15 protein-coding genes and 1 tRNA gene are annotated in these 17,817 nt (G+C 59.4%); 5 read left to right on the plus strand and 11 right to left on the minus strand.

The window, feature by feature from the left end; translation table 11 throughout:
• Nucleotides 1-45 precede the first annotated feature (45 nt).
• From BP846_RS03275 to cfbA, 10 genes are all read right to left on the minus strand, one after another.
• A complete protein-coding gene (locus BP846_RS03275; protein WP_292392614.1) occupies nt 46-1,425 on the minus strand; it encodes an McrC family protein in 1,380 nt (459 codons plus the stop codon).
• Nucleotides 1,422-4,283, minus strand: coding sequence for an AAA family ATPase (locus tag BP846_RS03280; RefSeq protein WP_292392615.1), 2,862 nt, complete (start codon nt 4,281-4,283; stop codon nt 1,422-1,424). The genes BP846_RS03275 and BP846_RS03280 overlap by 4 nt, the downstream gene beginning before the upstream one ends.
• Nucleotides 4,284-4,412: 129 nt before the next feature.
• Nucleotides 4,413-4,982 (minus strand): transposase, encoded by a 570-nt coding sequence (locus tag BP846_RS03285; RefSeq protein ID WP_292392616.1) that lies wholly within the window; start codon nt 4,980-4,982, stop codon nt 4,413-4,415.
• Nucleotides 4,918-5,244 (minus strand): transposase, encoded by a 327-nt coding sequence (locus BP846_RS13105; protein ID WP_394339953.1) that lies wholly within the window; start codon nt 5,242-5,244, stop codon nt 4,918-4,920. Before BP846_RS13105 ends, BP846_RS03285 begins: the two co-directional genes overlap by 65 nt.
• Before the next feature lie 588 nt (nt 5,245-5,832).
• Nucleotides 5,833-5,905: transfer RNA gene (locus tag BP846_RS03290), tRNA-Glu, on the minus strand.
• A gap of 90 nt (nt 5,906-5,995) precedes the next feature.
• Entirely contained in the window at nt 5,996-6,865 is an 870-nt protein-coding gene (gene ilvE, locus BP846_RS03295; RefSeq protein ID WP_292392617.1) for a branched-chain-amino-acid transaminase, read from the minus strand.
• A 170-nt stretch (nt 6,866-7,035) separates the two neighbouring features.
• The gene (cfbB, locus tag BP846_RS03300; RefSeq protein ID WP_292392618.1) at nt 7,036-8,406 is read right to left on the minus strand and encodes a Ni-sirohydrochlorin a,c-diamide synthase; all 1,371 of its coding nucleotides are present in this window, start codon (nt 8,404-8,406) and stop codon (nt 7,036-7,038) included.
• Nucleotides 8,403-9,467, minus strand: coding sequence for a Ni-sirohydrochlorin a,c-diamide reductive cyclase catalytic subunit (gene cfbD / locus BP846_RS03305; RefSeq protein WP_292392619.1), 1,065 nt, complete (start codon nt 9,465-9,467; stop codon nt 8,403-8,405). The genes cfbB and cfbD overlap by 4 nt, the downstream gene beginning before the upstream one ends.
• A gap of 2 nt (nt 9,468-9,469) precedes the next feature.
• Entirely contained in the window at nt 9,470-10,636 is a 1,167-nt protein-coding gene (gene cfbE / locus BP846_RS03310) for a coenzyme F430 synthase (protein WP_292392621.1), read from the minus strand.
• Nucleotides 10,637-10,653: 17 nt separating this feature from the next.
• Nucleotides 10,654-11,061 (minus strand): sirohydrochlorin nickelochelatase, encoded by a 408-nt coding sequence (cfbA, locus tag BP846_RS03315; protein WP_292392622.1) that lies wholly within the window; start codon nt 11,059-11,061, stop codon nt 10,654-10,656.
• Between the two features lie 75 nt (nt 11,062-11,136).
• Here cfbA and BP846_RS03320 point away from each other — a divergent pair, with 75 nt between their 5' ends.
• The 5 genes from BP846_RS03320 to BP846_RS03340 are packed head-to-tail and all read left to right on the plus strand — an operon-like array spanning nt 11,137 to nt 14,119.
• The gene (locus BP846_RS03320) at nt 11,137-11,376 is read left to right on the plus strand and encodes a hypothetical protein (protein WP_292392623.1); all 240 of its coding nucleotides are present in this window, start codon (nt 11,137-11,139) and stop codon (nt 11,374-11,376) included.
• A complete protein-coding gene (locus tag BP846_RS03325; protein WP_292392624.1) occupies nt 11,298-11,636 on the plus strand; it encodes a hypothetical protein in 339 nt (112 codons plus the stop codon). Before BP846_RS03320 ends, BP846_RS03325 begins: the two co-directional genes overlap by 79 nt.
• A complete protein-coding gene (locus tag BP846_RS03330; RefSeq protein WP_292392625.1) occupies nt 11,633-12,769 on the plus strand; it encodes a methanogenesis marker 9 domain-containing protein in 1,137 nt (378 codons plus the stop codon). Before BP846_RS03325 ends, BP846_RS03330 begins: the two co-directional genes overlap by 4 nt.
• On the plus strand, nt 12,756-13,562 hold the full coding sequence (locus BP846_RS03335; RefSeq protein WP_292392626.1) for a triphosphoribosyl-dephospho-CoA synthase: 807 nt from the start codon (nt 12,756-12,758) through the stop codon (nt 13,560-13,562). The genes BP846_RS03330 and BP846_RS03335 overlap by 14 nt, the downstream gene beginning before the upstream one ends.
• The gene (locus BP846_RS03340; RefSeq protein WP_292392630.1) at nt 13,550-14,119 is read left to right on the plus strand and encodes a DUF447 domain-containing protein; all 570 of its coding nucleotides are present in this window, start codon (nt 13,550-13,552) and stop codon (nt 14,117-14,119) included. The genes BP846_RS03335 and BP846_RS03340 overlap by 13 nt, the downstream gene beginning before the upstream one ends.
• Nucleotides 14,120-14,241: 122 nt before the next feature.
• Here the strand turns inward: BP846_RS03340 and BP846_RS03345 are convergent.
• The coding region (locus BP846_RS03345; protein ID WP_292392627.1) for a PKD domain-containing protein at nt 14,242-17,817 on the minus strand (3,576 nt) is incomplete at its 5' end.

Below are 17,817 nucleotides of genomic sequence, written 5' to 3' on the forward strand. Positions count from 1 at the left end.
ATCTTTACGCAGTATATGCAAAATCCAACCCCGCTTGACCTTGGTCTACCCTGTTACTCCCGGGACAGCGGGTCTCGTGACCTCCTCTTCTCGGCTCCCTGCTCCAACGATCACACGCATCGCCTCGGCCAGCGATCTCCGGAATGCTGCCCAGCCTTCGTCTGTGTTCAGGTTTTCCGAGAGGTGGACTGAGCAGATGTAGAGCGGTATAGTGCGCATTGAGCCATCTTTGTCTGTGTAAGCAAAGAGAAATGTGCCATATTCTACGGCTTCGGTTTCAGGATAAAGGAGCATGGCGCCGGACGCATGGAGTTTGGTGACGTAGGCATACATCTGATACATGTCGGGCTGCTTGACTTCGAATCGGGGATCATCGAAGTTGAGCAACTTGTACTTTGTGTCGATGATAGCCGTGGCAGCACCATCCCGTATAGTGATATCTGGTATGAGCCTGAATGCTTTTCTTCCGGTGGTGGCATTCTCTGCCAGATGCCCTATCGGCTCCTGTGGTTGGACCTCCACTTGCTTTCCGAAGAAGTAGACAGGGTCGTCCAGCAACACCTGGGCGACGAACTCCTCAAAGAGCCTCTCCATCGGGAGCAAGAGGGAGAACGTTTCTGCATGGGATGCCCGAAGCGTGAGAGTAGAATGCGCAAGAAATATCCGGCAAACTCGGATGAACGGCTCGAACCGCTGGTTCAGTCGGGTGAACCGGATCCGGTCGACCTCGGTAAGGGTCACCGGTGTGAGACTGACGGGTTCAAGCACGTTGTTAATATATTTGAGGAGCCGGAAGTTCTCGGAACTTCTTACCATCCGAGACATGAGGTGGCAGGTGTATTTGAGCGTCCTGTTCAAGGTGTTGTCTCTGGAAAATTCATGAAAGATGCAGGGGACAATGTGAAGTTTGGCAGGATTTGTGTAACGCCGTGTGTCAATCCGCTCCCGGACGAAATGTAGTTCTTCGCTTCTTCTAACGTACTCCCGGACTTGGTTCGATTTGATGGGCTCAGCGAGGTTCTTCGCGAATAGCCAGACAAAGACCTCAAAGAATTCAAACTCCTCGGTGTCGAGATCTGCCGTATCAATCTCGGTGATCGGGAGTGATTCGGTGTAGGAGAGCATCTTGAGGACGTTGCCGGCGATGACAGATTTATGAGCTTCATACCTGTCATTCTTGAAGAGTTTGGGAAGAATCTGGATCGTGAGATCTCCAACCCTGACTACGCCGATGTAGTTCAGGGGTTTGAGCGTTTTCCGGCCGATATCAAGGAAGTATTTCGTCCTGTTGAGACACTCGAGTTCCTGGAGGGTCTCCTCCGTTAAGTACAGCACATTCTCCGTTGCAGAGAATGAATCGGTCTCTGAGGCCGGTTCGTACCGGTAGGAGACATACTCAAAGAGTGTCGCAACCGTCTTGCTCACAGCAGTCCACCAGTTGGTTCTGCTTTGGTTTTCTCGATGAGCCGGGAGCATGCCTGAATGAAATCATCACCACACAGCGGGTCTCTGAACCTGAATGATCGGCCATCGACCTCCACGAACTCTTTGCCGAGGAGCTTCTCAAGTTTTGCAGGAGCGTCGTAGAAGTACTCCTGAAGCAGTGGGAGAATCTCATGATACCAGGTGAAGATGAGCGATTCTATCGCCTCGTCCACATTTGTTGCCTCACTCATACGCATGAGATAACTGTGCCCGATCTGATGATCTCTATCATAGAGGGTGGTTACTTGCTGGTTGATGTAGGAGAGGAGATCGATCGAGAGTGAGTAAATCTCTCGCAGGTCTGCATCTTCACTCGTGAGAATCTGTTTAAGCACCTCATAATCAGGCATCAGCTCGATGAACCCAAACCGCCGGCGGAGAGCGATGTCAATGAGGGCGATACTCTTGTCTGCCGTGTTCATGGTGCCGAGGATGTAGAGATTCGGCGGGATGCCAAAGGAGGTCTTTGAATACGGCAATGTTGTAACCATCTGGTTCTTTGCCAATAGTCGCTTGTCAACTTCGATAAGCGTGATCAGCTCCCCGAAGATGCGGGAGATGTCACCACGGTTGATCTCATCGATTGTCAGGTAAAAGGGAACACTATCAATGTGTTCTCGGGCTTCCTGCTCCTCGTCAGGGTGCAGTGTTGGCATCTTTCCCTTCTCATACCAGACTTTCTGTATCCCGGCTTCTTGCATAAGGGCATTGAAGGCCTCCCGACAGAGCCGCTTGAAGATTCCCTCCTGGATCACGTACTGGATCTGCCCTTCGTCCGTGTTGACCGGCCGGAGCCCCTCGATGAACTCTTCATACGAGAAAGATTGGTGGAACGTGACAAACTCGTAAGGTTTTACCGTCTCATCTTCTTCGGTAAGTGTCAGGTGCAACTCATCAGGATCGACCTGTGTGAGTGAAAGCAACTGAAGTGCTTCATCATATTCAAGGGGAAAGAGCGTTCCACGGAGGTTTACCTTGACCGGTGCTGCATCCGAGAGAAGATCATCGGTTTTTAGCGTTTGCCAATCGGGGCCTTCAACTCCCTTTATGCCTTTGATGAAGACCTTCGGGTAGCCGTCAATTCCGGGCTCTTTCCGTACGCATTGGGCGATTGCATAGACTTTGTGGTATTTCTTCCCGGCATAGACGAAGACGATATCATCCTGTTGAATCTCTTCAAATGCACTTCTGTACTTCCCGGGCCAGAGTTCTGTCTCTTCTCTCCAGAGATTCTCCGGATCCCATCGTTCGGGGTTAATGGTGAGCCAGAAGAATCGTGTATCTTCCAGAATGTTTTTTCTCTTGACTGTTGTTGCACCGCGCTGCTGGACAAACTCCTTAACTACCCATGTCTTCCCGGTTCCCGGAGGGCCGTAGAGGATTATCTGATTTTTCCTTTTCAGTAACGATCTCATGTGCTCAAAAAGCGGATTGATCCTTTTTCCATCCCCATTGGACATGAGATGAAGTATCGTCTCAAAATCATCTTTCGAAAGTTCGATAATGGTATTCCGCCAGTTTCCTTTAATCGATCCGGGTTTGTCTGCCACACCGCCGGTGATTATCCAGTCTACGTTCCGATAAAATGGTTGTTCCAGATTTTCATCGATCTTTGTAGGCGACTTCACTATGCCGATGCCAAGGATCTTCTTCATGCCCTTGTTCGCAACGATGTAATCGCCTTCCTTCATCTCGTGTGTGAAGTTCCAGAACATTTCGGACTGGATCCGGAAGGCTCCTGGCTTCCGGAGATAATCGTATGCAGGGTTTGCTGAGTTTTCATCAGCTATTTTCTGAATTTCGGACTGGAAAGACTTGAGTTCTGGGGCGTCCCGAAGCCTTTCACCATAATATTCTGTGAATTCGTTGAAATCTACACTTGCAATGCCCTGAGGCATCCACACGCTCTCCCAGTATACTGCGTTCCAACCAGGAGCAACTTTCCAGTAGCGTACACTCTGGGAAAGATCGTCATATCTCCACCACAGGGCATCCAGTGTCCAAAGGTCAATAGCCAGTTCGTCGGCGAGCGCCACCAGAACATTGTTGATAGCACGGTACTGTTCACCAAATGATGCGCCTCGGCGAAGCTCTGGCCATAATCCGGCTTTCCCAAGACCGTTTTCTGATGTTCCATTCCAGATCCCATATGTTTCCGGGAATTCTATCAAGAGAATTGCGGTGAGAATTGCCTTTCCGAGCCCTTTTACCGGCTTGTTCTGCTTGGGATTGACCCGATCTAAGCGTTCACTGATGGGTTGTGATTCATCGGCCAAGACGGTGAGCGCCTGCCTCAGCGACTCCATATTGGCCGTAACGGATGGTGTCTGACGATACAGATTCGTCCAGTGCTTGTTGTTCTCGAAGAGAAGGAATTCCGCGAATCTCTCTTGGGAAAGGTTCTGGATGTTCGATGGTGCAAAGACCGGCTGATATTTTGCGATTACTTCATTTCTTGCCTGAATAATATCCTGTAATTCCCCATCCGTGGCAGACTGTCGAAGGAGTTCTTTCAGGCGCTTGACCACACGCTCAAAATTTGAACGCACTACTACAGCAAACCCCAGATTTCGCAGATATGTATTTGCTTCCTCTCCTCCGCTGAACTCCGACGCAGGGAGATCCTCACCGTTCGCATATCGATTTGCTATGGAGAGGACATATTTTGGTGGGAAGAAATGTTTGTTGAAGATGAGCTCAAACCTTGTCGCTTCACGGTCAGAAGGTATAGTCCCTGGTTTAATGTCATTTAACGCTTGAAGCACATGCTCCCGGGTAATGTTCTTTGGAATTCCCACCTGTCCATCTCCATGTTCCTATGACATGGGATGTCATCACATCGGTATTTAATCGCTTTGAAATCATTTTAGGTCTTTTGGAGATGAGTAATTGTTTGTAATGTTATAATGAGCCTTTAATTGTGCCTTCTATAGGATCTGGGGTGCCACCAATATTCTCCCGATCATGACCACACATGCCAAGTGAATCAGTCCCATTAATGAGTGCTCATATCGCTCGTATCGGGGAGTAATCTTCTTGAACGCCTCAATCCAACTGAAGAACCGTTTTACCGCACTGCGCTTCTTGTAGAGTATCGGATCGAACCAGATAGGTCTTCCTTGCTTCGGGTGTTTCCAGAATCTCCAGTTTACCGGGATAGTTCTCTTGATTCTTCGTTTTCGGTTGTACTGGCGAATTTCCCGGGCATCGTAGGCTGCATCTGCGGAGATGATTGCAGGACGTTCTTGCACTTCGGAAATCTCAAACGCTTCGAGAGTTAACTTGTAGAGCCGGGAATCATGGACATTTGCCGGCGCAACTGTGCAGGCAAGGGGAAGACCGTTCCGATCGACCAGAGCACTCAGTTTGTTCCCGTTTACTTTTTTATAGCCATCATAGCCGATCGATCCCCTTTTTTCGCCAGGATATCCTTCATATCTGTCGCACAGTGGGGGAGATCGCTTTTTTGATCTCGTATCCGGATCGGAGAAGGTCAAGGGAGATTGCCTGGTACACTCCTTTCTCGCAGAGTTCGAGGTGGTACCGGTGAACCGTTGATTTCGTACCATATTTCGCTGGTACATCAAGCCAGGTACACCCGGTCGTGAGAACATACAGGATGCCGTTGAACAACCCGCGGGGGTCACACCGTGGGCGGCCAATGTGCGGCTTCGTTGGCGGGAGGTATTTCTGAACAATCTCCCAGAGATCATTGTCAATTTCTCGAAATGCCCCAATTTCCGATTTTATTTGAGAGATCCCATATTTTTGGGATTACCTTTAGGACAATCACTATGACCTGGGATCCATCCGGTCTCTGATGTCAGCTGCCCTTATGAACACGAGGTGTGATGCCACGATTCCGATAATTGCCATTATGCCCGCAATTGAGATGACAATTTTCCGGCCCGCCGGTACATAGAATGACTGGTGTGGATCGGCTACCATGATGGGCTTCCCACTGGCCGCGGCCCCCATTAACTCGACTGCTTGACCAACTAAGTTGCTTCCCACAACATTCGCATCTACCCCCAGCTTTCCTAAATGCCTGTTCTATTTCCTCAGGAGTAAATTCATAGCCATTCGCCATAAACAAATCACCTGAATTCAAATTTTCCTGATTTTACGATAAAGCTTTCTTTGACTAGATCTTATGTGCTAACGACGAAGATGATCTTCTCTTTTTCGTTTTTGAGTTATCACATGATAGAAAATAAAAAGTCTAGGATATATTTATCAATCTCACCTTGTCCTTACTAACAGAGTTTAATCACAATGAACGCATAATCAAAAATCAGTGTATTCAAAAAGAGCCCAAGACGATAATGGAATAAGTCAAAAGCAGTATGCTGCTAAGGGGATTCGAACCCCTGTCGTCGGCGTGAAAGGCCGACATGATTGGCCTCTACACTATAGCAGCATGCACGATGTGCCATACAACTTCAACACCCGGGGATAAAAAAGTTGTGCCGAAGGAGGGCCCGGGGGGCCGGCCGGAGACCGGAGTTCCTCACTTGTTGATCGGGGTGCCTTCCTTCTGGGTGACGGCCTTGTAGGCCGCCATCAGCTGCCGGGTGATGGGACCGGGCTTGCCGTTCCCGATGACCCTGCCGTCGATCTCGCGGATCGGGCCGATCTCCGCCGCGGTCCCCGTGACGAAGACCTCGTCGGCCGCATAGAGGTCGAAGTAGCCGAGGTTTCGCTCGACGACCGTGAGCCCCATCGACGCCGCGATCTCCAGCGTGACCAGGCGGGTGATACCGCGCAGGTTGTTCAAGGTCGGCGGGGTGATGAGTTCCCCGTTCTTGACGACGAAGATGTTGTCCCCCGACCCCTCGGCGATGTGGCCCTGGGTGTCGAAGAAGATAGCCTCATCCACGCCCATGTGGTTCGCCTCGATCTTCGCGAGGATGTTGTTTAAGTAGTTGAGACTCTTCACGTTCGGCGGCATCGACTCCGCCGGGGTGCGCCTGACCGAGACACACATAGCCCGGAGACCCTTCTCGTAGAGGTCGCCGTACATCGCGCCCCACGTGACGGCGACGACGATGACCGTCGGTTTCGCGCACTTCCGGGGGTCGAGGCCGAGGTCGCCCTTGCCCCGGGTCACGATCGGGCGGATGTAGGCATCCTTCAAGTTGTTCCGTCGCAGCGTCTCCTTGATGGCCTCGGCCATCTCCTCTTTCGTGATCGGGACGGCAAGGTCGATCGTCTTTGCCGAGTCGTAGAGCCGTGCGAGATGCTCGTCAAGACGGAAGACCTTTCCGTTGTAGGCGCGTATCCCCTCGAAAACGCCATCGCCGTAGAGGAGGCCGTGGTCAAAGACCGAGACCTTCGCCTCCTCTTCGGGGACGTATCTGCCGTCAAGGTAGATGATCATAGAACTAGTGTGGTCTCGGTTCGTTTGTATGTTTTGCGTTTCGTGCTCCGAACCGCCTCGCGGTGACCCGGAATGGTACGGCGGCGGGGACCCGGTCATCGCTCACACTCGCCGCCGGGGCCCTGCCCGACGGTTGCGGGAAAAGTACTGCCGGGACGACCTTTGCCGCGTCAGGTCCGGCAGCAGTCCACGAAGTGCCCGAGCATCACCCGGCTCGTCACCGGGTGGAGGTGCGTGTAACTCCCGATCGTCCGGTCCCGGACCGCCCCGTCGTTCCCGTCCCCGATGCCGCTCCCCCGGGTCAGCCGGTAGGCGTAGCGGGTCTCCGGGGCAAGCCGGACACTGCTGTAGTGGAACTCGTGGCCCCGGAACGCCGCCTCGCCCATGGGAGTCCCGGCCGCGCTCGTCCCCACCACATAGCCGAGCATCCGCCTCTCCGGCATCCGGGCCTCGCCGGCAAAGACTCCGGCGAGTTCGTAGGTCTCCTCCCTCTTCGATCCCGCAAACTCCGGGGCGAGCACCATCCGGTCGGTGAGGTATATGAGTCCCCCGCACTCCGCGTAGACCGGCGTGCCGTTCCGGGAGGCCTCTAAGAGCCCCTCCCGCACCGCGGTGTTCGCCTCGAGTTCCGCGCCGAAGAGCTCCGGGTAGCCGCCGCCGAGTATGTAGCCGTCAGCCTCCGGCAGCCGGTCGTGGATCGGGGAGAACGGGACAACCTCGGCCCCGAGCGACGCCAAGATGTCGAAGAGGTCTGCGTAGTAGAAGTTGAAGGCCTCATCGAGCGCGACCCCGATCCGGACGTCCGATTCTCCGGGCGTCGCGTAGATGGAGCTCCCCTCCGGAGGCAACTCAACCTCCCGGGCAAGGGCGAGCAGGGCATCCAGGTCGACGTGCTCCCCGATCATACGCTTCACCGCCTCGATACGCTCCCGGAACTCCTCGTGCCCCTGCCCCTCCCGGTAAGGAACGAGGCCGAGATGGCGCATAGCAAGTTCCATCTCCGTCGTCCGGGGAATGGCGCCGATGACCGGGATACCGCAGTAGTGCTCGATTGCACGGACCGCCTTCTCCCGGTGGCGGGTGCCGGTGACCTGGTTGAGGATGACCCCCCGGATATCAACGCCCGGGTCGAACGCCTGAAAGCCCTTCACGATCGCCGCCGCGCTCCGGGTGATGCTCCGGGCGTTGACCACGAGAACCACAGGCAGGTCGAGTTGTTTTGCAACCGCGGCCGTGCTCCCGAGGTCGGTGAGGGCCTCCGCGCCCTCGAAGAGCCCCCGGACGCCTTCCACGACAGCAATATCGGCCCCCCGGCACCCGTGCGAAAAGACTGCCCGGAGTTCGTCTCTGCTCATAACGTAGTCGTCCAGGTTCCGGCAGGGCCGGCCCGTCACCCCCGTGAGGTAGGACGGGTCGATGTAGTCCATCCCCACCTTGAAGGTCTGGACGGCCCGGGTGGCCGAGAGGAGGGCCGAGAGCGCGAGGGTGATGCTTGTCTTCCCGCTCCCGGAGCGGTCGCCGGCGACGAGGAGGGACTTCATCGCATACTCCGCAGGACCGCCCCGAACTCGCTCTCGACGATATCCCGGACACCGAGGGTCTTTGGGTGCAGGTCGATCTCGACCACGACGTGCCGGTGCCCCAGCTCCCGGAGCGGCGCCACCTGCCGGGGACCGTTCGTGACCGAGAAGCACTCAATTCCTTCCGTGTACTCCGCCGGGACGGCGTGCGGCACCCCGACAAGGAGAGCAAAGTCGGGGGCGAGTTCCCGGAGCCGCTCCCCGACCGCGGAGCCGTTCGCCCCGTACTCGTCCAGCGCCCCGAGGAGCTCGGGGTCGACCCCTCGCTCCCGCATGCCGGCGAGGATCCGGGCGGCATCCTCCCGGACCTTCGGGAGACCCCGGTCTTCCAGGTTCGCGACGTAGGTGATCGCGGCGTCCGGACAGACATCATGGAGAGCCAGGAGTTCGTCGGCGAACATATAGGCGGTCTCCTTCTTCGCGTTCATGACCGCGACCCCCGTGGCACCGTCGTCGGCGAGTTCCACAAGGCGCTGTGCCGCGACGTGCTTGAGGTCGCCGCGTGAAGGCTCGATGTAGTTCCGGGACGCCGCCCCCCGCAGCCGCTCCACCTCGTTTGCTTTCCCGAGGTGGTAGCGCTGGCGTTCCAGTTCATCGCTGCTGATCCAGCCGGCGGCAGCGGCCGGTTCGAGTGTCGCGATCACGCCGTCGATGTTCTCCCGGAACCCGGCATGGATGTCCACGGCAATCGCCGGTGTTGTGATCCCGGCGTCGTGGATGGCGGACTGGAGATCTTCACCGATGATCATCGCGACACACGTCCCGATGACCGCTATCCGCCGGGGTGCGAACTCCTTCTCCGCGTAGCGGAGCACCCGCATGAGCGGGTCATGCCCGCCGAAGATAAACTCGTTGTCGGCGAGCGATGTTGTCAAAACCCGCATGCCATCCTCTTCGAGGAGGCGGGCGTGCTTGAACGAACAGCCTGACGGGCCGTGGAGGATCGCCACGTCCACGCCCAGGTCGCGGGCGGTGTAGAGCCCCGCTACAATTGAACTCGGTCTTGGTTGAATGTATTGCATTATTATCTCCACGTCTTTACCGCGAGGATGATCGCACCTTCTGGAGTGATGCTCCGGGCGAGATCCAGTCCCTCGTCGAGTGAGGCTGCAGTATGCTCCTCTCCGGCCGTGCACCACGCCTCCCCGACGTAGACGATTCCTGTCGGCCCGACGGCCGATACCGCCCGCCGGACGTCCTCCGGGGAGAAGCCCTCGCAGACCGCCCGTGCCTCCTCGCCGATGACGAGCGTCAGGGCGCCGTTGCCCGCGAGAGTCCTCGCGTAGCGTGCGGCATCAAGGGTGGTGGCCACGTTCGTCCCGCTGTTCGCGTTGTCTACGATCAGCAGGTCTCCTTCCCACCGGGTCGCCATCCGGCCGGGCAGGGCGGTAAACTCTGCAAGCGGCGAAGGGTCGACCCCGATCACGCAGGCGGTCGCGGCCGCAAGCGAGAGCGCCGCACGGTAGCCCGCAAGGGTGCAGAGTGGGTTAGCGAAGGTGCCGACGATCCCCCGTCCCGAAAACCGGCAGACCGGGCCGTCGAAGGATACCATCTCGTCGGCGGCGACCGTCTTTCTCGGGAGGTCGATGCCGGGCGGGAGCACCACGATCCGTGTCCGGGAGATCAGCCGGCACTTCTCGGTGATCGCACGCTTTCTCCCTGCCGCGATCGGATAGTCCTCCGGCGACGTCAGCACCGCCACGTCCCCGGCGCCCGTAACTCCGAGCGACTCTTCCGCGACCAGCCAGCCCCCGATACGCCAGGCCTCATGCGCCGCCGGGATCAGGGAGGCGGGCGTGATGCTCCTCTTCCAGAGGCGCACCCGTTCCGGGTAACGGTAGGTCCCGGTGGATGTGTGCAGGATGCCCGGACCCGGCAGCAGCGAGGCGAGAGCGTGGGCGGTGGTGGTCTTTCCGCGTGCTCCGGTGATCTCTATGAACGGGCGGGGGAGATGGGCTCTGAGGACCCACCCCACCATCTCGTGGTGCGAGACCGCGGGCCCGTGCTGCCGGAGGAGAGGGTGATCCGGGTCGAGGTGAACGGGTGCGGTGACCAGGTCGTAGGTGCGGACGAGCGCCTCCTCTACAGGGATGCCGCCCTCTCCGCGGTAGACGTCCACCTCGTCCACCTGGTGGCCGGCACCACGGAGTGCCGCGGCGAGTTCCGCCCCGCCGTGGATAGTATCCAGCACCAGGATTCGCATAGCCGTCAGGAGTTCAGTTCGGCGATCGCGTCGGACGCGTTCTTCAGCATCAGTTCGGCAAGGAGGGGGTCGCTCCCGATGGGGCTTGCGTAGACGAGCGGAACCGTCTTCCCGTTCAGCCGGAACGTGCCTTTCCGGGTCCCCTCGGGGAGGCCGAGGATCTCGGGGATGTCCTGGTTGATGTGGACGCCTCTCGCAAGGAAGAGCGGGACGACGACCAGCATATCGATATCCTCCTTCCGAAACGCCTCGAGCTGTTCTTCTACCGTCGGCGTGTTGAGGCTCATGAAGCCGGGTTTGATAACATACTCATCGGTTTTTCCGGCGATGATCCCTGCGGTGGTCTCGATCAATTCCTTATTATAGGGGAGCTTGCTGCCATGCCCAACCAGTAACATTCCTTTTTTACCCATATGTTACAAGGTACTACGATACTATATTAAAATAATTACCGATTGTTTTTAGGGACCCGGTCCCGGATCGATGTGATGGCAAACTTCGAAGGGGAGAACACCTGCCGTATCAACCGGTTCTTCGCCCACCGGCGGGTTCAGGGGTTCGCCTACCGGCTCAAGCAGAGCAAATGCGATACTCAGTACGTCGATGTCCTCGTGGACTCCCTCGACCCCCGCTACCACCTGGCCATCGAGTGCAGGTCGATCTCCGGAAGAAGATCTTCTACTTCTCCCGGCACTTTCACTCCGATCAGAACAACGTCCACAAGGTAGATTCGATAACCGATCTTACCCGGAAGATCGGACGCCGGGGGTTCCTTGCCGTCGAGTCCCGGTTCGGCGCGGGGAAGCCGAAGGAGGCATACCTCATGCCCTGGAGTACGGCGCCCGAATACTACGAGGCGGTTCCTGGAATCTCGCTCGATGATTTCCGGCTCTGTTGTGCGCTCGTTCGCTCCAACGAGGAGTATGACCTCCCCGGGCTTGACACAAATCAATATCCCCTCTCACCACCAACGGAGATGGAAGTATGATGGAAGCATATGATCGTTTTGAACTCCTCGTAAACGATCGGGTCGTAAAAACACCGGTAGCGATCGCATCCATGGCCGGGATTGTGGATGCGGCTTACGTTCTTGAGCGGGCGGCTCATGTCGGGGCCGCCTTCATCGGTGGCTACTCCATCGACGGTCCCACCCTCGAGGCGAGCCGGCAGATGGCACAGGAGGGCCGTAAAGAGTTTTTATACGACGATCCCCTGGAAACGTTGGAAAGAGAGATCGATGTCCTGAAACAGAGCGACGTTGTCATGGGCATCAACCTCCGCGGGAGCACGCCGGCTGCGTACGCTGAGGTTGCCGGGGCGTTTGGGGACCGCGTGGTCTATGAGATCGACGCCCACTGCCGGCAGCCGGCGATGCTCGAGGCCGGGTGCGGTGAGTACCTCCTCGAGCACCCGGCAAAACTCGTGGAGATCATCCGCGCATTAAAGTCGGCGGACGTGACCGTCTCGGTGAAGATCCGGGCCGGTGTCGCCGCCGACGACCGTGACCTCGCCCACACCGTCTGGAAGGCGGGGGCGGATATCCTCCACGTGGACCTGATGGACTACGGGCACAACAAGGTCCGCCAGCTCCGCAACGCCTCTCCCCTGATGCTGATCGCAAACAACTCCATCAATACGTTCGACCGGGCGATGGACGCCTTCTCCCATGGTGCGGACCTCGTCTCGCTTGGGCGGAAATCCGATCCCTGGACGCTCGCCGGCCTCGATGCCGCCATCACCCGGTTCGCCGATGAAGGCGGCTGGTACAACGCCCCGAAACAGCTCTGCCGTGGCGGCGACGTCAGGGCGCTCGCCTTCTGCTGCATGCCGGTGAAGGCCTGCCCGCTCATCCCGGCCCTCGAGAAGATCGGGCTCTCCAGAAACGAGTACCTGAAGATCAAGCAGGAGGCGGTGAAGGGAACCCCGCTTGATGATGGGAAGAGCACCTGTTTCGGGAGCCTTGCCTGGTGCTGCAAGATCAGTTCTCCCTGCATGTTCAGGAACATGACGCTTGAGAAGAAAGGCCTCTCTACACGGGAGTACATGCAGTGCAAGCATCACCTGGCCGAGAAGATCATGCATAAACTATTCGATGAAGAGACCGGCGATGAATCGAGCTGACCGGGCGCAGATGGCGATGATGCTCGAGGTCTGCGCCTACCCGAAACCCGGGAACGTGGACCGGTGTCACGATTATTCCGACACTCTCCTCGAACATTTCCTCGCCTCGACCATCCTTGTGCGGCCGGCGTTCGATGCGGCTGAGGGGCCAGGCGGCCGGGTCGGCAGCCTGATCCGGGAGGCGGTCATGCGAACGAATGGTCACGGCGGGGGAAACACCCATTTCGGGGCGTTCATCCTGCTCATCCCCCTCATCCTCGGGGGAGACATCGAGGGGGCGCGGAGAGTCGTCTCCGGGACCGACGTCGAGGATGCGATCGAGTTCTACGCGGCCTTCGGCCTCACCCGGGTCAGGGTGGCGGAGAGCGACGAACTGGACGTGAACGACCCCGCGTCGATCGCCGCTATCCGGGAGCGCGGCATGACGCTTGCCGATATCATGGCCCACTCGGCGCCCCGGGATATGGTCGCCCGGGAGTGGACGAACGGTTTCTCCCTGACCCGCCGGTGCGCAGACCTGCTTCACTCGCACGGGCACGGCAGGGAGGCGATTGTGCGGGCGTTCCTGGACCTCCTTGCCTCGGAGCCGGATACCTTCATCGCGAAGAAGCACGGGGAGGAGGTTGCGGAGAGGACGATGCGGTGTGCGGGCGAGGTGCTCAGCGGGGGGCGCGATCTTCGTGCTTTTGATGCCGAGTGCATCGCCGGCGGTATCAACCCGGGATCGATCGCCGATATCACCATCGCCGGGATATACGTGGCGCTCGGGGAGGGATGGCAGTGGGACTCCTGACCGAGGGGATCAACGAGGTGATCGCGACCACCGACTGCAACGCCGCCCCCATGGGGATCATCAACCGGAGCGGCTCCCTGCACATGGTCCTCTTCCGGGGGAGCCATACCGCCCGCAACATCGCCCGGGACCGTTCTGTGGTGGCGAACTTCATATTTGACCCGGTGCTCTACGTCCGGACCGCTTTTGACGACCTCCCCGATGAGGACTTTGTCCGGGAGGAGATCGACGGGAGGACCATCTACCGCCTCCGCGACGTGGAGGCCTGGGCCGCGTTTGCCGCGGACGTAGAGCGGTCGAGCGACGAGGCGATCATCTTCCGCCTCATCCCCTTCCACGAGGAGGTGCTCGGGCTCCGGCTGCACCCGGTGAACCGGGGCTTTTCCAGCATCGTGGACGCTACGGTCCATGCCACTCGCTATGTCAGGAACCGCGACCCGTGGCTCGGGCGGCTGATCGAACACCATAGCGGCCTTGCCCGGAAGTGCGGCGGCCCCCGTGAGTGGGAGGCGCTTGAACTCCTCCATCAGTATATCGACGATCGTACCGGGGAGTGAATCCCCTCATACCTTCGGCGTTTACGCTCTTTTTCTGCCGGTACGTTGTAATCTTTGCGTGAGGTTGCACCGTTATTCACATCGAACGCCTCGCGCGAAGTCTTTTTGGGCCGAAAAAAGTGTTAGTTCTTTCTTCTCATACCGAGGAGGAGCAGGACCAGCGGTGCCAGCATCGGCGCTATGATGAGCGGGGCTGCAGGGGTCGTCGTCGCCGGGACGGCGGGCATCTCCATCGCCGGCGTGCCGGCCGCCTCTACGGTGATCGGTGGCGCCGAGATCGCAAAGCAGGAGAACCCCGCCGACGTCGCCTGGAACCGGTAGTATTCGTTCTCTTCGCCGAGGAAGACGGTCGGGAGGGGCTGCCAAGCGCCGCCGGCATAGCGGAGGAGGGCGGCAGCCTCCGGTGAGAGGTTGTTCTCCGTAAACCAGGCCGCAGGGACGACGAACTCGATAGTCGCGTTGCCGATATCGGCCGGGTCTGCCCGATCAAGGGTGATCTCGATGTACTCGTAGACCGGGGTGTCGGGCGGCGCAACCCCATCGGGGAGGCTGGTCTTCTCCACCGCAAGCATGACCCGATCGATATTCCCCGATGCCGTCAGGGTGACGCTGGTCACTGCCGATCCAGTGAGGCCGCCGCAGGTGACGCTCTCCCCCGCCCGGACCGCCGGCGATGGGGATGTTCCCCCGCCTGAGCGCGAGGACGAGCCGCCAGAGGGGTTGGGGGCCGACTCTCTCCGGGGTTCAGTGACGGTGATGTAGCCTTTGCGGCAGCAGGTGTCGTTCCCACAGGCGTTCTCGGCTGTCAGGGTCACTGTGTAGGTCCCGGCGGCGTCGTAGGTGTGTACCGGGTTTTGCTCCGTCGATGTGCCTCCGTCACCGAACTCCCAGGAATAGGTGGTCGGGTTGCCGGTCGAGCTGTCGGTGAACTGGACGGCGAGGGGGGCGATTCCGGAGGTGACGTTCGCGGAGAAGTCCGCAAACGGCATGACCGATGCGGCCTTGACCGTGACGCAGGCGGTGCCGCAGGCGCATCCGGCCGAGGCGGTGACGGTCGCCGTTCCGGGTTCAAGGGCTGTAAAGAGACCACAGGAGTCGATAGATCCGACACTTCCGTTGTCGACCGACCAGGCGATCTCGACGCCGCCCATATCGCCGCCACACTGGTCGCGGACGGTCGCTGTAAACTGTTGTGTACAGCCAACCGTCAGCGTGACATTCGCCGGAGAGAGTTCGATGCAGACCGGAGCCGGGCGACGGACTGTGACGCAGGCGGTGCCGCTGATGCCGTCAGCGGAGGCGGTGACGATCGTTGTCCCCTCGCCAAGGGCCGTGAACGTGCCACAGGAGTCGATCGTCCCGACGCATGGATCGCAGCATGACCAGGTGAACGTGAGGTTCGTGACCTCGTCTCCGAACCGATCGTAGCCAGTCGCCGCAAACCGGTAGGTCTCGCCGACATTGAGCGTGGTGCAGGGCGGGCAGACAGCGATCCAGGCGAGGAGGGCCGGCGGGGGTGGCCGGACGGTGACGGTTGCGGTGCCGGTGACGCCATCCAGTGTTGCGGCGACGGTGGTCGTGCCTTCACCGATGGCTGTAAAGAGGCCGCCGTCGTCTATCCGGCCGACCGCACCATCTGTGACCGTCCAGGCGACAGCGGCTCCGGGGATGAGGGTGCCATCCGCGTCGTAGCACGTCGCGGTGAACTGCTGGATGCACCCGATATCCAGCGTGACGGCTGCCGGTGAGACGATGACCACATCGACCGGGGCCGGACCGGCCGGGACGACCGTGACGTTCGCGCTGCCCGCGATCTCGCCTGCGGCCGCGGTGACGCCGGTTGTCCCTGCGCCCGTTGCGGTGAAGAGGCCCGAGGCGTCGATCGTCCCGACGCTCCCGTTATCGACCGACCAGGTGACCGGGATCTCATCCATCGGTTCACCGTACTGGTCGCGGCAGAGCGCCGAGAACTGTTCGCTCTCCCCGATGGTGAGCGTGACCTCGATCGGAGAGAGTGTGATGCTCGCAAGGACTGGCCCGGCGGGAAGGACGGTGACGGCCGCGGTGCCCACGATGCCGGAAGCCGAGGCCATCACGGTCGCGGTCCCCGGGGAGAGTGCGGTAAAGAGCCCCGCAGAATCGATCGTGCCCACGCTCTCGTTCGTGCAGGACCAGGCGGCCACGATCGGCATCTCATCGCCGTACTGATCGTAGCCGGTCGCTGTAAACTGTTGCAGGTCGCCGGGCTCGAGGATAGCCGTGCCGGGAGCGACCACGACGGCCGCAAGGGTGAGCGGCTCGAATACGAACGTTACATCGACTGTTCCGCCCGCCGGGAGAGTGACCGCCTGCGCCGGCGGGGCGCGGTAGCCGGTGACGCTCCCAACGCCGACGGTGTGGGTGCCGGCCGGAACATCGGGGATGATCACGTTGCTGGCAGAGACCGTCGCAAGGCCGGTATCCGTCCCATCGAGGAGGATCGCCGCACCCGTGACGTTTGCGGTGACGACGATGCTCCCGTTCTTCGGGGAGCCTGATGTGGTCACCGTGACGACGGCCGAACCGGTCACGGTGCTGTTTGTCGCGTTCACGAGAGCCGTGCCGGGCACGAGGGCGGTAAAGAGGCCGTTGTCGATCCGGCCGACGGTTTCGTTCGAGCAGAGCCAGGCGACTGTCACAGGCATCTCGGCGCCGTACTGGTCGTAGCCGGTCGCGTTGAACTGCCGGGTCTCACCGACCTCCAGGGTCGCGGAGGCTGGGGCTACCGTGATGCTCGCGAGGAACGGCGCCGCAGGAGTCACGGTGATGCAGTCCTGCCGGTAGAGGTAGGAACTGCCGTGAGCGTTTGCGACCGTCAGGTTCACGGAGTAGACCCCGGGTAAGGTGTAGGTGTGGGTCGCGTTCCGTTCAGCGGGGTCCGTCGTGTTGAACCACGCCCCATCCCCGAAGGACCAGGACCAGGATGTCGGGTTGCCGGTCGATGTATCGGTGAAGAGGACTGCGAGCGGTGCCGGGCCGATGGTGACGTTTGTGGTGAATGCGGCGACCGGCGCCGGCTGACCCTCCACGGTGAGCGTGGCATCCCTGGTCTCGGGTGCATATTGGCCACCTTCGTCATCATCGACCACCATTCTGGTGATCGTCAGGTTTGTGGTTCCGGCGGCATCGCCGCGGACGGTCAGGGTGCAGAGCGTGACGTTTGCTGCGCCGGCCTCGACCACCCGGTCAAGGTCGACCGCCTGCACAAAGATTGTGTCTGCCGGGAGGCTGCTGTTCCTCGGCATCATCGCCCAGGCTGGATAGGAGACGTCGACGATCTCGCCGATGGCGGGGTTGGTCAGGGCGACACTGATGTTGAAGCCGGAGAGGCCGGCCGGTGCAGCGTCGAGGATCATGCTGTACTCAGCCGTCTCCGCGATCTGGACTCCTGATGAGGGAGGATTGAATGAGAGGGTGTTCTGTACCGGTGCGGTGACGGTGATGTAGTTAGCTTTCGTCTCCGTGCTGCTGCCGCCGGCGGTGGTTGCAGTCAGGCTGACGGTGTAGGTTCCCGGCGCTGTGTAGGTGTGGATGGGGTTCTGTGCCGTCGAGGTCGCGCCGTCCCCGAAGGACCAGGACCAGGATGTCGGGTTGCCGGTACTCTGATCGGTGAACCGCACCGCGAGCGGCGCCGGGCCGGTGGTGACGTTTGCAGTGAA

It is taken from the genome of Methanoculleus sp. UBA303 (genome assembly GCA_002501655.1).
Classification (GTDB): domain Archaea; phylum Halobacteriota; class Methanomicrobia; order Methanomicrobiales; family Methanoculleaceae; genus Methanoculleus.

What these genes read in the sequence shown, in the direction of transcription:
- ilvE (WP_292392617.1), bottom strand. Translation starts at nt 6,865, where the DNA reads ATGATCATCTACCTTGACGGCAGATACGTCCCCGAAGAGGAGGCGAAG.
- cfbB (WP_292392618.1), bottom strand. Translation starts at nt 8,406, where the DNA reads ATGAAGTCCCTCCTCGTCGCCGGCGACCGCTCCGGGAGCGGGAAGACA.
- cfbD (WP_292392619.1), bottom strand. Translation starts at nt 9,467, where the DNA reads ATGCAATACATTCAACCAAGACCGAGTTCAATTGTAGCGGGGCTCTAC.
- cfbA (WP_292392622.1), bottom strand. Translation starts at nt 11,061, where the DNA reads ATGGGTAAAAAAGGAATGTTACTGGTTGGGCATGGCAGCAAGCTCCCC.
- BP846_RS03320 (WP_292392623.1), top strand. Translation starts at nt 11,137, where the DNA reads ATGGCAAACTTCGAAGGGGAGAACACCTGCCGTATCAACCGGTTCTTC.
- BP846_RS03330 (WP_292392625.1), top strand. Translation starts at nt 11,633, where the DNA reads ATGATGGAAGCATATGATCGTTTTGAACTCCTCGTAAACGATCGGGTC.
- BP846_RS03335 (WP_292392626.1), top strand. Translation starts at nt 12,756, where the DNA reads ATGAATCGAGCTGACCGGGCGCAGATGGCGATGATGCTCGAGGTCTGC.